Annotated in this window: 9 protein-coding genes and 2 pseudogenes; 10 read left to right on the top strand and 1 reads right to left on the bottom strand. The window is 73.4% G+C overall.

The genetic code is table 11. The features are described 5' to 3' along the window. The first annotated feature begins 33 nt into the window (after nucleotides 1-33). On the top strand, nucleotides 34-1,791 hold the full coding sequence (recN, locus tag Dfulv_RS36455; RefSeq protein WP_259858380.1) for a DNA repair protein RecN: 1,758 nt from the start codon (nucleotides 34-36) through the stop codon (nucleotides 1,789-1,791). Nucleotides 1,792-2,066: 275 nt separating this feature from the next. Beyond that, nucleotides 2,067-2,999, top strand: a complete 933-nt coding sequence (locus Dfulv_RS36450; protein WP_406567856.1) for a DedA family protein — start codon at nucleotides 2,067-2,069, stop codon at nucleotides 2,997-2,999. Here the strand turns inward: Dfulv_RS36450 and Dfulv_RS48980 are convergent. Further along, nucleotides 2,928-3,077, bottom strand: a pseudogene (locus Dfulv_RS48980) (PASTA domain-containing protein); the annotation flags it as partial. The gene Dfulv_RS36450 and the pseudogene Dfulv_RS48980 overlap by 72 nt on opposite strands. A 195-nt stretch (nucleotides 3,078-3,272) precedes the next feature. Here Dfulv_RS48980 and steA point away from each other — a divergent pair. From steA to Dfulv_RS36410, 8 genes and pseudogenes are all read left to right on the top strand, one after another. Next, complete coding sequence (steA, locus tag Dfulv_RS36445; RefSeq protein ID WP_259858378.1) at nucleotides 3,273-4,445, top strand: putative cytokinetic ring protein SteA; 1,173 nt, start codon at nucleotides 3,273-3,275, stop codon at nucleotides 4,443-4,445. A gap of 15 nt (nucleotides 4,446-4,460) precedes the next feature. Next, nucleotides 4,461-5,405 (top strand): copper transporter, encoded by a 945-nt coding sequence (locus tag Dfulv_RS36440; protein ID WP_259858377.1) that lies wholly within the window; start codon nucleotides 4,461-4,463, stop codon nucleotides 5,403-5,405. Continuing rightward, nucleotides 5,395-6,345 (top strand): annotated as a pseudogene (locus Dfulv_RS36435) (hypothetical protein); the annotation flags it as partial. The gene Dfulv_RS36440 and the pseudogene Dfulv_RS36435, both read left to right, overlap by 11 nt. 509 nt (nucleotides 6,346-6,854) lie before the next feature. Further along, complete coding sequence (gene murJ, locus Dfulv_RS36430) at nucleotides 6,855-8,429, top strand: murein biosynthesis integral membrane protein MurJ (protein WP_259858376.1); 1,575 nt, start codon at nucleotides 6,855-6,857, stop codon at nucleotides 8,427-8,429. Between the two features lie 62 nt (nucleotides 8,430-8,491). Further along, nucleotides 8,492-9,529, top strand: coding sequence for a glycosyltransferase (locus tag Dfulv_RS36425; protein ID WP_259868676.1), 1,038 nt, complete (start codon nucleotides 8,492-8,494; stop codon nucleotides 9,527-9,529). Further along, nucleotides 9,529-11,652, top strand: coding sequence for a hypothetical protein (locus Dfulv_RS36420; RefSeq protein WP_259858375.1), 2,124 nt, complete (start codon nucleotides 9,529-9,531; stop codon nucleotides 11,650-11,652). Before Dfulv_RS36425 ends, Dfulv_RS36420 begins: the two co-directional genes overlap by 1 nt. Before the next feature lie 118 nt (nucleotides 11,653-11,770). Next, nucleotides 11,771-13,477, top strand: a complete 1,707-nt coding sequence (locus Dfulv_RS36415) for a CTP synthase (protein WP_259858374.1) — start codon at nucleotides 11,771-11,773, stop codon at nucleotides 13,475-13,477. After that, nucleotides 13,474-14,064, top strand: a complete 591-nt coding sequence (locus Dfulv_RS36410) for an NUDIX domain-containing protein (RefSeq protein WP_259858373.1) — start codon at nucleotides 13,474-13,476, stop codon at nucleotides 14,062-14,064. Before Dfulv_RS36415 ends, Dfulv_RS36410 begins: the two co-directional genes overlap by 4 nt. Nucleotides 14,065-14,084 lie beyond the last annotated feature (20 nt).

Genomic DNA, 14,084 nt, shown 5'->3' with positions numbered 1-14,084 from the left:
GAACTGTCGTACCGCGCAGCTAGTGTCTCTGACGTGCTGGAGGAACTCCGCATTACCGGACTGGGCGTGATCGAAGACGCCACCCTGCCCCTCGGGTCGGGCCTGACCGTCATCACCGGCGAGACGGGCGCGGGCAAGACCATGGTCGTGACCAGCCTCGGGCTGCTGTTCGGCGGTCGCGCCGACGCCGGTCGTGTGCGCGCCGAGCCGGGCCGGGCCACGGTCGACGGCCGGTTGACGCTGCCGTCGCACGTGCGGGCCGCGGTCGAGAACCGCATCGCCGAGGCGGGCGCCGCGATCGAGGACGACGGCACCCTGCTGATGAGCCGCACCCTGACGGTCGAGGGCCGCTCCCGTGCACACGTCGGCGGCCGCACCGTGCCCGTGGCCGTGCTGGGCGAGGTGGGCGAGCGGGTGTTCGCGCTGCACGGCCAGTCGGACCAGCTGCGGCTGCTGCGCCCCGCCGAGCAGCGCGCGGCGCTGGACCGGTTCGCCGGAACCGAGCACGAGAAGCTGCTGGGCCAGTTCGCCGAGCTGTTCAACCGCTGGCGCGCCGTCGAGGACGACCTCGCCGACCGCCGGGCCAACGCGCGGCAGCTCAGCCAGGAGGCCGACCTGCTGCGGCTCGGCCTCGACGAGATCAGCCGCGTCGATCCGCAGCCCGGCGAGGACGAGTTGCTGCGTGAGGAGGCGCAGCGGCTGGAGCACGTCGAGGGCCTGCGCAGCGCGGCACAACTGGCGCACGTCGCGCTGGCCGGCACCGGTGAGGGCGACGACGTCACCGACGTGTTGAGCCTGATCTCCACCGCCCGCCGCACCCTCGAGGCGCAGGCCGGCGTCGACCGGGTCCTGGGCGAGCTCGCGGCGCGCCTCGACGAGGTGGCGACGCTCGCCGGTGACGTGTCGACCGAGCTGGGCACCTATCTCGCGTCATTGGACGCTGATCCCGGGCGTCTCCAGGAGGTGTACGAGCGGAGGGCCGCCCTGCGGGCCCTGACCCGGAAGTACGCCGACGACGTCGACGGGGTCGTCGCCTGGGCGGAGCATGCCCGCACCCGGCTCGGTGAGCTGGACACGTCCGACGAGCTGCTCGAGGAGCTCGACCGCGAGCGGCAGCGCCTGCACGGCGAGGTCGCGGAGCTCGCGGCGGTCCTGTCCGCCGCGCGCCGTGAGGCGGCGGTGCGGTTCGCCGCCGACGTGACGGTCGAGCTGGCCGGCCTGGCGATGCCGCACGCGCGCATCGAGGTTGTCGTCGCGCCGAAGACGACCGGCAGCGGCCTGGCGATCACCACGCCCACCGGTGCCGAGAGCGGCGTCGGCCCGGACGGCGCCGACGACATCGAGCTGCGACTCCTGCCGCATCCGGGCGCGCCGGCCCAGCCGCTGCAGAAGGGCGCCTCGGGCGGCGAGCTGTCCCGGGTCATGCTGGCGATCGAGGTCGTGTTCGCCGGCGTGGGCGGCCCGCCCACGCTGGTGTTCGACGAGGTCGACGCCGGCGTCGGCGGCACCGCGGCGGTCGAGATCGGCAAGCGGCTGGCCCGCCTGGCCCGCGACCACCAGGTCCTCGTCGTGACCCACCTGCCGCAGGTCGCGGCCTTCGCAGACCGTCACCTGGTCGTCGCCAAGGACACCGGCGGCGCCGTCACCACCAGCGGCGTGCGCGTCGTCGAGCACACCGAGCGGGCGCGCGAGCTGGCCCGCATGCTGGCCGGCCTGCCGGACTCGGACCTGGGCATCGCCCACGCGGAGGAACTGCTCGCGGTCGCGGACCGCGAAAAGTCCCACCCGTAGCGCGGCAAGTCCCCGACGATCGTCGCCGTTGACGGCCGCCCGCGGGGCGTTGCGCCTTGCGGGCAGTTGGGCATGCCTGCGGAGCATTGCGGTTTGCCGGACAGCGCGGTCCACGGGCGTTGCGGTCCGCAGGGCGGCAGGGGCGGTCGTGGGTGTTGTGGTTCGCGGGACGGTAGGGCGGACGGCGTGGTGCGGGCAAGGCGCGCCGCCGGTCGGGTCGTCCTTGATCGAGGGAAACGTGTTGTTGTCGGGGCGACCCGAATCTTCCCTGGATCATGGGCGCTGCGGGGCGTTGCGTTGACCTTGGTGGTTTTCCGTGGTCAGGGCGACCGAAGGCCACCAAGGTCAAATTACCCGAGTTGGCGTGCGGCCGGGAATGTCCGATAAATCGGATAATGGGTGGTGAAGGGTGCGGTACAACGGGGAACGCGTTCCTTGGAGTTTGCTGGAACGGACCGCACGGGGCCGCTTGGTGTTTGCCATGTCGCCGTAGGTTGCGGGCCGTGGTGGAGGCTGTCGCGGCGTCGCCTTGGGTTGTGGTTCTCGTGTTCGTCGTTGCCGGCCTCGACGCCATTGTGCCGTTGTCGCCCAGCGAGTCCACCCTGATCGCCGTCGCCGTGGCCTCCGCGGAGACCGGGCATCCCGCCATCGTCCTCGTCATCGCCGCCGCCGCGGGTGGGGCGTTTGTGGGAGACGTGGTGTCGTACCGGATCGGGGTGAAGGCCGGCGCCGGGGTGCTCCGGCGGCTGCGGGGCAAGGCGCGCGGGCTGGCCGCCTACGAGTGGGCCGGGCGCACGCTGGCCGGTCGGGGCGGGCAGGTGCTCGTCTTCGCACGGTATCTGCCCGGCGGTCGCGCCGCGTCCGCCCTGGCGGCGGGGGTCGTCCGGTACCCTGCGCTGCGCTTCCATGCCTGGACGGCGGTCGGGGTGAGCGTCTGGGCGACGATGGCCGGCCTCATCGGGTACGGCTGCGGGCTCTTCTTCCGGGGTCGGCCGTGGACGGCACTCCTGCTGGCCTATGCCGGTGCCGGCACGCTGCTCGTCGCCGCCGAACTCGTGCGGCGGCTGTCAGGCCCGGCCGACCAGCAGGTTGACCCTGGTGCCGACGGGGGCGACGGTTTGGGCGAGGGTGGACTGCTCCAGCACGACCATCGGGCCGGCCAGGCCGACCTCCCGGACCACTCCGAGCTCGAGCCCGGCGGCCCGTAGTGCGGCGGCCGCCTCGGTCGGGGTCTTGCCGGCCAGGTTGGGCACGCGGGTCAGGCGGATCGACGACAATGTTTCCATCAGACGCTCCTTACGAACGGCCCTGCACGGGGTAAGAGGAGCGCGGAACCGTCGTAAATACGCGCGCTGACTGTCGGGTGGACGACACTCCGAAGACGTGACGGGCGTCACGTCTTCGGTTCATCGGGGCGTTCCACCTGGTCGTGGACATGTCGCGCGCGGCTTTCGTCAGTGGTCCATGCCAGGATGGATGCGATGCGACTACCAACTCTGCGCCGCACCCGGCCCGCCGAGCCGGGTGTCATCGGTGGCGTCGTGCGGCTGGATCGGCGGACCAAACGCCTGGTGGGTCGCCTGCGCCCGGGGGACATCGCGGTCATCGACCACGTCGACCTGGACCGGGTCGCGGCCGACTCGCTCGTGGCGACCGGAGTGGCGGCGGTGCTCAACGCGAAGCCGTCGGTCTCCGGCCGCTACCCCAACCTGGGCCCGGAAGGGTTGATCAAGGCCGGCATCCCGCTCGTCGACGGCCTGGGTGAGGGCCTGTTCGAACGGCTGCGCGAGGGTGACGTGGTGCGCATCGAGGGCGACACCGTCTACATCGGCGAGGAGGCCGTCGCCAAGGGCGTCCGGCAGGACGCCGACTCGGTCGCCGAGGCGATGGCCGACGCCCGCGAGGGCCTGTCCGTGCAGCTCGAGGCGTTCGCCGCCAACACGATGGAATACCTCAAGCAGGAGCGGGCACTGCTCCTCGACGGCGTCGGCGTCCCGGAGGTCCAGACCGAGATCGCCGGCCGGCACTGCCTGATCGTCGTGCGCGGCTACGACTACAAGGCCGACATCGACGTGCTGCGGCCGTACATCCGTGAGTACAAGCCCGTGCTCATCGGCGTCGACGGCGGCGCTGACGCGCTGGTCGAGGCGGGCTACACGCCCGACATGATCATCGGTGACATGGACTCGGTGAGTGACGACGTGCTGCGCTGCGGCGCCGAGATCGTCGTGCACGCCTATCCCGACGGGCGCGCGCCCGGGCTGGCCCGCGTGCAGCGGCTCGGCGTCGAGGCGATCACCTTCCCGGCCGCGGCGACGAGCGAGGACATCGCGATGCTGCTGGCCGACGAGAAGGGGGCCTCCCTGCTGGTGGCGGTCGGCACCCACAACACGCTCATCGAGTTTCTCGACAAGGGTCGCGGCGGCATGGCCTCGACCTTCCTGACGCGGCTCAAGCTCGGTGGCAAGCTCGTCGACGCCAAGGGCGTCAGCCGGCTGTATCGGCAGAGTCTCTCCGGCTCGTCCATCGTCCTCCTGCTAGCGTCCGCGATCGCAGCGATGGCCGCCGCCCTGGCCGTCACCACCATCGGCCGGGCCTATCTCAGCGTGATCGCCGAGTGGTGGGACAACCTGATCTTCACGCTGTTCTCCTAGACGGGCGCATTTGTTGTGATCAACTTCCGGTACCACGTGGTGTCGCTGGCCGCCGTCTTCCTGGCGCTGGCCATCGGCCTCGTCGTCGGGACCGCGGCGGCGAACGGGCCGCTCGCCGAGAATCTCAACGACCAGGTCAACAAGATCACCAACGAGAAGCAGCAGCTGCGTGACGACCTGGACCAGTCCCGCGCCGAGCTCAAGAAGAGCGCCGACTTCGCGGCCGAGGTCGCGCCGATGCTGCTCAACGGCAAGCTGAACAACCGCAACGTGCTGCTGGTCAAGTTCGAGGGCAGCGACGACGACGTCAACACCGCCACCGACGGCATCGCCACCACGCTGGAGACGGCGGGTGCCAAGGTCGTCGGCACGATCTCCATCACGGAGAAGTTCACCGCCGCGGCCAGCAACTTGCTGCTGCTCGACCTGTCCGAGTCCTGGGCGCCGCCGGCCGTCAGCGGTGCGCTGCCCAACACCACCAACGGCGTCGAGACGTCCAGCGCGCTGCTCGCCTCGGTGCTGGTCGGTAAGTCCGGCACGCCGCAGGTCGACGGCGTGCGCACGGTGCTCAGCGCGTATGAGCAGGCCGGCTGCGTCAAGCTCCGCGGCGACTTCAAGGCGCCGGCCGAGGCGGTGATCATCGTCGCCGGGGCGCCCGCCAGCGGCAAGGACGCCAAGGAACGCAACACCGCCGCCATGACCATCGCCACCCGGTTCGACATGGCCGGGCCCACGGTCGTCGCCGGGCTCTCCGCCAACGGTCTGGTCTCGTCGGTACGAGGTGACGCCTCCATCGCCAAGACCACCTCGACGGTCGACAACGCCGTGACGGCGAACGGGCAGCTCGCCGCCGTCATGGCACTCGTCGAACGGCTCGGTGGCAAGACCGGTCACTACGGCATCGGCGACGGCGCGACCAGCCTGCTGCCGAAGACGGCGAGCGTGACCAATGGTTCGTAGGCTGTTCGGGCTGCTGGCCGCCCCGGCCGGCGGCGCGGTCGCGCGGGCGGCCCTGCGCGCGCTGGCCGGCCGGCCAGCCCTCGACCGCACGAACTTCCGCGGCCACACGGTCTCCCTGGCCGGCGGTCCGGCCCTGGCGCTGGGCGCCACGGCGGGCGCGATGCTCGGCGCGGCCTCGCGCAAGGGCACGGCGCCGAGGGGTGTCGTGCCACGCGGCGCCGGCGGCGCACTCGGGGGCGCGGCTGGTGGCGGCGCAGCCCGCCATGCGGGCTCGGCCGGCGGGACTGCCTCGCGCGGGGCCGCCCGGCGGGTGGCGCAATGGCGCGGGGCGAGCACCGGGCGGGTCGTCGCGGCCACCGCCGTGGCGGGCCTCGGGTCCGGGGCGGTCGGGTTCTACGACGACCTGGTCGGCGGGCGGCCGGAGCATACGGCGAAGGGGTTCCGCGGGCACCTCGGCGCGCTGCGGGAGGGGCGGGTCACCAGCGGGCTGGTGAAGATCGCCGGAGTCGGCGCCGCCGGGCTGGTCGCCGCCGCGCTGCTGCCACGGCGGCGGACGGTCGACGTGCTGCTCGGGGCCGGGGTCATCGCCGGGGCGGCCAACCTGTTCAACCTGCTCGACCTGCGGCCCGGGCGCGCCATCAAGGCGGGAATGATCGTCGGGGCGCCGCTCGGCGGGAGCGGGATCGCGGCCGGCACGCTCGGGGCGGCGGGTGCCCTGCTGCCGGCCGACCTCAACGAGGACATCATGCTCGGCGACGCCGGCGCGAACGCGCTCGGGGCGCTGCTCGGCACGGCGTATACGGCCCGGACCGGCACCTTCGGCCGCGCGGCCGCCCTCGCCGGGATCGTGGCCCTGACCGCGGCCAGCGAGAAGGTCAGCTTCACCAAGGTCATCGAGCGGACGCCGGTGCTGCACCGCATCGACCAGCTCGGCCGGCGTCCTGCACCCGCGCCGGCCGGCGGGAGCGACGGCGCGCCGGGGGCGGACGGGCCGCTGTGGACCGGCGGTGCGGACGCCGCTGACGGCCCGCTGTGGAGCGGCGACGAGACCGGCCACGAGACCGGCCACGAGACCGGCTACGAGACCGGCCACGAGCACGGTGAAGAGGCCGGCGAGTGGGGCGGCCGGGAAAAAACCGGCGGGCCGCTGTGGACGGGCACTGAGGGCACCGGTGACCGGCGGGGGAGCGGCCAGGAGGCGGACGGCCCGCGCGGCGGTGGTGACGCCCGCCGCACCGATGGCGAGGGCCGGAGTGGTGGCACCCGCCGGGACGGGGGCGAGCGCCCGAGCGGGGGCGGTGCCGGCGGAGGGAAGGCGCGCGGCCGGAACCGGCAGGGCGGCGGTGCCGTGGACGTGCCGCTGTGGGAGGACGACACGATGTGGGCCGGTGACGCGTCGACCGGAACCGACGCGGACGGGCGGCGGAAACCCCGGCCGTACCCGCGCGGGTGACCGGACGGAAACTTCTCGGAGCGGCGGCGCTCGTCGCAGGGCTTACCATTCTGAGCCGGATTGCCGGATTTGCCCGCATTCTGGTCTTCAACTGGTCCGTCGGACCGACGTACCTCGGCAACGCGTACCAGGCTGCCAACACCATCCCCAACATCATCTTCGAGCTCGTCGCCGGTGGGGCGCTCGCCAGCCTCGTCGTGCCGCTGCTCGCCGGGCCGGCCGCCAAGCAGGACCGCCGGACCGTCGCCCGGACCGTGTCCGCGCTGCTCACCTGGGTCGTGCTGCTGCTGACCCCGATCGCGCTCGCCGTCGCGGTCTTCGCCCGGCCGCTCGTCGCGCTGCTCACCGAGGGCCAGCCGCCCGAGGTCGTCGACACGGGCACCGACATGCTGCGGGTGTTCGCGCCCCAACTGCCGCTGTACGGGATCGGGATCGTGCTGACCGGCGCCCTCCAGACGTACCGCCGCTTCGCGTGGCCCGTCATCGCGCCGCTGCTGTCGAGCCTCACGGTGATGGTCGTGTACGTGGCGTTCGGCCTGCTCGCCGGACGCGGCGCGGACCTGGGCGCGGTGTCGCGGGAGCAGCTGTTGCTGCTGTCCGGCGGCACCACGCTCGCCGTCGCCGTGCTCTCGCTCAGCCTGGTGATCCCGATGAGCCGGCTGCACCTGCCGATCCGGCCCACCACCGGCCTGCACGTCGACGCCGTGCGCACCCTGCGGCCGCTCGCCGTCGCCGGGATCGTCACCGTCGGCACCCAGCAACTGGTGCTCGGCCTGGCGATCCGGCTGACCAGCTACGCCGGCGAGGGTGCCATCGTCGTCTACAGCCTGGCGCAGACGATCTTCCTGTTGCCGTGGGCGGTCCTCGCGGTGCCGGTGGCGACGACCACCTACCCGGCGCTCGCCGAGCGGGCCGTCACCGGCGACCGCGACGGGTTCGCCCGGGCGCTCGCCCCGGCCGTGCGGACGATCGTGCTGCTCACGAGCCTCGGCGCCGCCGCGCTCATCGTGCTGGCCCGGCCGATCGCGGTCCTGCTCGCCGCGGCCTCGTCGCAGCCGCCGGCCATCGGGCCGCTCGCCGGAGGGATCGCCTGGTTCGCGCCGGGCCTGCTGGGGTACGGGCTGTTCGCGCTGCTGTCCCGGGCGCTCTACGCCAACGCGAACGCGTACGCCGCCGCGGCCGCGACCGCCGCCGGCTGGGCCGCCGCCGCGCTGGCGGCGCTGCTGCTCGCCGTCACCCTGCCGATCGCGGACCGGGTGCCGGCGGTGGCGGCGGCCAACTCGATCGGCATGATCGTCCTGGGTGCGGCGCTGCTCGCGGCGGTCCGCGCGAGGGCGGGGAGCGCGGCGGTGGCGGGCACAGCCCGTACGATTGCCGCTGCTCTTCTCTCCGCGGCACTCGCGGTGACAGCGGGCCTGGCGGTCAAGGGGGTGATCACCACCCCAGGTGTGGGCGGGGCCGTCGTTCAGGGCATGCTGTGCGGAGCCGTGGTGGCGGTGGTGTTCCTTGCCGGGACGGCGATCACCGACCGGTCGTCCCTGCGGCGGCTGATCAGGAGGAAGGACGGATAGTGGGCGCCCGCATCGCGTTGGTCCTGGCGTCGACCACGGGCGGCACCGGCCGGCACGTCGGCATGCTGGTCGACGGCCTGGTGGCGCGCGGCCACGAGGTCAGCGTGCACGGTCCGGCCGCGACCGACGCGCAGTTCGGCTTCGCCGAGCGCGGCGCGGCGTTTGTGCCCGTCGAGATCCCGGCGAGCCCGCAGCCCGGTGACCTGCTCGCCGTCCGGGCGCTGCGGCGATCCCTCAGACGGGTGGATCCGGCCGTCGTCCACGCCCACAGCCTGCGCGCCGGGCTCGTCGCGGCGCTCGCCCGGCCCGCCGGCACCCCGCTCGTGGTCACCTGGCACAACCTGGTGCTCGCGCAGGGGCTGCGGGCCAAGCTGTACCACCCGCTCGAGCGCCGCGTCGCCCGCGCCGCCGACGTGACGCTCGGCGTCTCCAGCGACCTCGTCGAACGGGCCCGCGAGCTCGGCGCCCGCGACGTGCGGCTGGCGAAGGTGCCGGCACCGGTGCTGCCTCCGTCCGCGCGTGACGCCGCCGAGGTGCGCGCCGAGCTCGGCGTCGAGCCGGGCCAGCCGCTGGTGCTCGCCGTCGGGCGGCTCCATCCGCAGAAGGGCTTCGAAACGCTTGTCGCCGCCGCGACCCGCTGGCGGGAGCGGGAGCCGCAGCCGTTCGTCGCCATCGCCGGCAGCGGCCCGTCGTACATGATGCTCGCCCAGCGCATCTCCGCCGACCACGCGCCGGTGCGCCTGCTGGGCCACCGCGACGACGTGCCCGACCTGCTGGCCGCGGCCGACCTCGTCGTGGCGACCAGCGTGTGGGAGGGCCAGCCCCTGTTCGTCCAGGAGACGATGGCTGCCGGTGTACCGCTGGTGTCGACCGCCGTCGGCGGTGTCCCCGAGCTGGTCGGGAACGCGGCCCGCCTCGTCGAGGTGCACGACGTCGACGGCTTCGCCGCGGCGGTCGCCGAGCTGCTCGACGACCCGTCGCAGCGCGCCGAGCTCGGCAAGCGCGGCCTCGCGCAGGCCGCCACCTGGCCGACCGAGCGGGACACGCTGGATCAGGTCGAGGCGGTGTATGCGCAGTTGCGCACCCGCGAGGAGCGCTGATGCACCACCGGCTGCATCGCCTCGCCCCGGCGCTGCTCGCCCTCCTCGCCGGCCTCCTCGGGCTGGTCGCGTTCATCCCGCAGCCGGCCGCCGAGCCGGTCGCACCGTCCGCGGACTACGTCATCATCGTCGGGGTCGCCGGCCTGCGGTGGGACGACGTGAACCCGGACGACACACCGACCATGTGGCAGCTCGCCCAGGAGGGGTCCATCGGCGCGCTGTCGGTCCGCTCGGCGCGGCGGGTGACGTGCGCCGGTGACGGCTGGCTCACCCTCGGCGCGGGCAACTACGCCGTCTACACGCCGGGCGTCGTGACGCCGACCTGCCCGCCGGTGAAGGTCACGATCAACCCGGACCGGACCGGCGCCTCACTGCCCGACCAGGCCGCGATCGTGACGCGGAACCGGGGCCTGCACTGGGGTGCCCAGCCGGGCGCGCTCGCCGAGGGCGTCCGCTGCACCACGGCCGTCGGCCCGGGCGCCGCGATCGCCGCAGCGCGGCCCTACGGCCGGGTCGACCGGTACGCGGAGGCGGTCGACGAGAGCCTGCTGTCCGCCTGCGCGCTGACCCTGGTCGACCTCGGTCAGATCGCCGGTGACGACGCGGCCGCGCGCGCCGGCGACGCCCGCCGCGCCGACGCCGCCCTCGCGGCCGTCATCGCGGCCCGCCCGCCGCGGACCGTGGTCGTCCTCGCGGGCCTGTCCGACCTCGACGCCACCAGCCGGCTGCACGTCGCGATCGCTCAGGGGCCCGGGTACACCGGCGGCTGGCTGATCTCGCCGTCCACCTCCCGCCCCGGATACGTGCAGGTCGTCGATCTCGCCCCGACCGCACTCTCCGCACTGGACCGGCCGGTGCCCGGCAAGCTGTTCGCCGGCAGTGCCGCCTCGACGACCGGCGGGCGCCCCAGCGACCTCAGAGCCGCCGTCGAGCAGCTCGCGGACGCCGACCGGGAGGCCAGCGTCCAGCGGCGGGTCGGCACCGGCTTCCTCACCGTGCTCGTGGTCGCCGAGCTGCTGCTGTTCCTGGCGGTGGTACCGCTGCTGCGCCGGGCCCGCCGCCCCGCCGGCCCGCTCGCACCCCGGCCGGTGCCGATGGCGGTGGTCCGCGCGGCCGAGGTGCTGCTCATCGCCGCGTCCCTCGCCGTGCCCGCCGCGCTCGTCGCCGACCTGCTGCCCTGGTGGCGGTGGTCGTCGCCGGGCCTGGTCTTCGGCGGCGTGACGATCGGCGTGCTCGCCGTGGCCACGTTCGCCATCGCGTTCGTCACGACCCGCAGCCGCGCGATCGCGCCACTCGGGGGGGTGGCCGCGATCGCGGCGCTCGCCGTCGCGCTCGACGTGCTGACCGGCTCCCGGCTGCAGCTCAACGGCGTGGCCGGCTACTCGGCGGTGGTCGGCGGCCGCTACGCCGGGGTCGGGGTCATCGGCCTCGGGCTCCTCGTCGCCGGGGTGCTGATCGGCGGCGCCGCCCTCGCCCAGCGCTTCGAGCGGCGCTGGCGGCCGTTTGTGATGGCCGTCCTCGGCGCGGTCGGCATGGTGGTCGTCGGCAGCCCGTACCTCGGCGCCGACGCCTCCGGCGCGGTCGCGCTCACCGCCGGGGTCTGTGTCGCCGCCGCCATGGCCGTCGGGGGCTGGCTCACCATCACCCGGCTCGTCTGGGCCGGGGGTGCGGCGCTGTTCGTCACCGCCGGGTTCGCGGTCCTGGACCTGTTCCGCCCGGAGGAGCAGCGCAGCAGCGTCGGGCGGCTGCTGGTGCGCACCCAGGACGGCACGGCGGGCTTCATCGCGCGGCGCATCGGCGAGGCCAACGTCGTCACCACCGTCACCAGCCCGCTCACCATCCTGGTGCTCGGAACCGTGCTGTATGCGACGTTCGTCCTCCTGCGCGACTGGGGCGGCCTGCGGCGGCTCCTCGGCGTGTTCCCGCCGGTGCGCGGTGCCCTGGCCGGGCTCGTCGTGGCCTCCCTGACGGCCGGCCTGGTCGAGGGCGTGTCGCTGAACGTGCTGGGCGCCGCCTTCGCCACCGCGTTGCCGTTGGTCGTCCTGGCGTGTCTCAGAGTGCTCGAACACGCCGACGACCGCTCGCAGGAAGCGGCCAGGAGCGAGGCGGAGTTGCAAGTGTGACGGGTGTGACGCCGGGTGTGTCTTCTGCAGCCCCGTTCACCTGCTGTTAGGCTGGACTCCCGTGGATCGCTCGATCCCCACGCTGCGTGTCACAGCGGACCGACCACGGGAGCAGGCTTTGTCCTCATCAGCACGGACCGGTGCGAGCCGGCAGGCTAAGCACATCTTCGTCACCGGGGGCGTCGCCTCCTCGCTCGGCAAGGGTCTCACCGGCTCCAGCCTCGGCAGTCTGCTCAGCGCCCGAGGGCTGCGGGTCGTCATGCAGAAACTCGACCCCTATCTCAACGTCGACCCCGGCACCATGAACCCGTTCCAGCACGGTGAGGTGTTCGTGACCGAGGACGGCGCCGAGACCGACCTCGACATCGGTCACTACGAGCGGTTCCTCGACCAGGACCTGTCGCGGAACGCCAACGTCACCACCGGTCAGATCTACTCGGCGGTCATCGCCAAGGAGCGGCGCGGCGAATACCTCGGCGACACCGTCCAGGTCATCCCGCACGTCACCAACGAGATCAAGGCCCGCATCCGGGCCATGTCGGAGCCCAACGCCGACGGTGTGGCGCCCGACGTGGTGATCACCGAGGTCGGCGGCACCGTCGGCGACATCGAGTCGCTGCCGTTCCTGGAGGCCATCCGGCAGGTGCGCCACGACATCGGCCGGGACAACTGCTTCTTCCTGCACGTCTCCCTGGTGCCGTACCTGGCGCCGTCCGGCGAGCTGAAGACCAAGCCGACGCAGCACTCCGTCGCCGCCCTGCGCAGCATCGGCATCCAGCCCGACGCGCTGGTCTGCCGCTCGGACCGGGAGATCCCCGAGAAGACGAAGAACAAGCTGGCGCTGTACTGCGACGTCGACACCGAGGCGGTCGTGTCCGCGCCCGACGCGCCCTCGATCTACGACATCCCGCGGGTCCTGCACGAGGAGGGCCTCGACGCCTACGTCGTGCGCCGCCTCGGCCTGTCGTTCCGCGACGTGGCCTGGAAGAAGTGGGACGACCTGCTCGACCGGGTCCACCACCCGCGGCAGACGGTCACGGTCGCGATCGTCGGCAAGTACGTCGACCTGCCCGACGCGTACCTCTCGGTCACCGAGGCCGTGCGCGCCGCCGGCTTCGCCCACCGCGCCCGCGTCGAGATCCGCTGGGTGCCCAGCGACGCCTGCACCACGCCCGCCGGTGCCGCCCAGGCGCTCGCCGGCGTCGACGGCGTGGTCATTCCCGGCGGTTTCGGCGTGCGGGGCATCGAGGGCAAGATCGGTGCCGCGCAGTACACCCGCGAGCACGGCATCCCCACGCTCGGCCTGTGCCTCGGCCTGCAGTGCATGACGATCGAGGTGCTGCGCAACGTCGCCGGCATCAGCGGGGCCAACTCGCTCGAGTTCGACACCGACACCCCCGACCCGGCGATCTCGACGATGGCCGACCAGCAGGACATCGTCGCCGGCAAGGGCGACCTGGGCGGCACCATGCGACTCGGCGCCTACCCGGCGGTCCTCGTCGCCGGCACGCTCACCGCCGAGGCGTACGGCGTCACCGAGGTCTCCGAACGGCACCGCCACCGGTACGAGGTCAACAACGCCTACCGCGACGCGATGCAGCGCTCCGGCCTGCACATCTCGGGCACCTCCCCGGACGGGCGGCTCGTCGAGTTCGTCGAGCTCGACCGCGAGCAGCACCCGTTCTTCGTCGCCACCCAGGCACACCCCGAGCTCAAGAGCCGCCCGACCCGGGCGCACCCGCTGTTCGGCGCGTTCGTCGGCGCCGCGGTCGCCTACAACGCGGCCGACCGCCTGCCGGTCGAGCTCGAGACCATCGACGCATGACCAACACGTATGAGGTCCGGTCGCACGTCGAGCGGCTGCGCAACCGGGTCTTCTCGATCGTCACCGACGAGGTCGTGATGCCGGGCGGCGACGTCGCCGCCCGGGACTACATGGTCCACGTCGGCGCCGTCGGGGTCGTGGCGCTCGACGCCGACGGGCGGGTCGCGCTCGTCCGCCAGTACCGTCCGGCGGTCCAGCAGGTGCTCTGGGAGCTGCCGGCCGGGCTCATCGACGTGCCGGGGGAGCCGCTGGTCGACGCCGCGGCGCGGGAACTCGCCGAGGAGGCCGACCTCGTCGCCGCCCGGTGGGACCTGCTGACCGAGGTCCACACGACGCCGGGCTGCTCCAACGAGAAGATCCGGCTCTTCCTGGCCCGGGAGATCGCGTCGGTACCGGCTGAGGACCGCCACGAGCGGACCCACGAGGAGGCCGATCTCGAGCTGCACTGGATCGACCTCGACGAGGCGGTGCGGATGGCGCTCAGCGGCGAGATCACCAACGCGGCCTGCCTCGTCGGTGTCCTCGGCGCGGCCCACGCCCGGGACCGCGGCTGGTCGACGCTGCGCCCGGCGTCCGACGCGGTCTGAAGCCCTTGGAACCGCTGGAG

Source organism: Dactylosporangium fulvum (assembly GCF_025137375.1).
GTDB lineage: Bacteria > Actinomycetota > Actinomycetes > Mycobacteriales > Micromonosporaceae > Dactylosporangium > Dactylosporangium fulvum.
The sequence above is the reverse complement of the archived record's forward strand: the minus strand, read 5'-3'. Positions and strand labels throughout refer to the sequence as shown.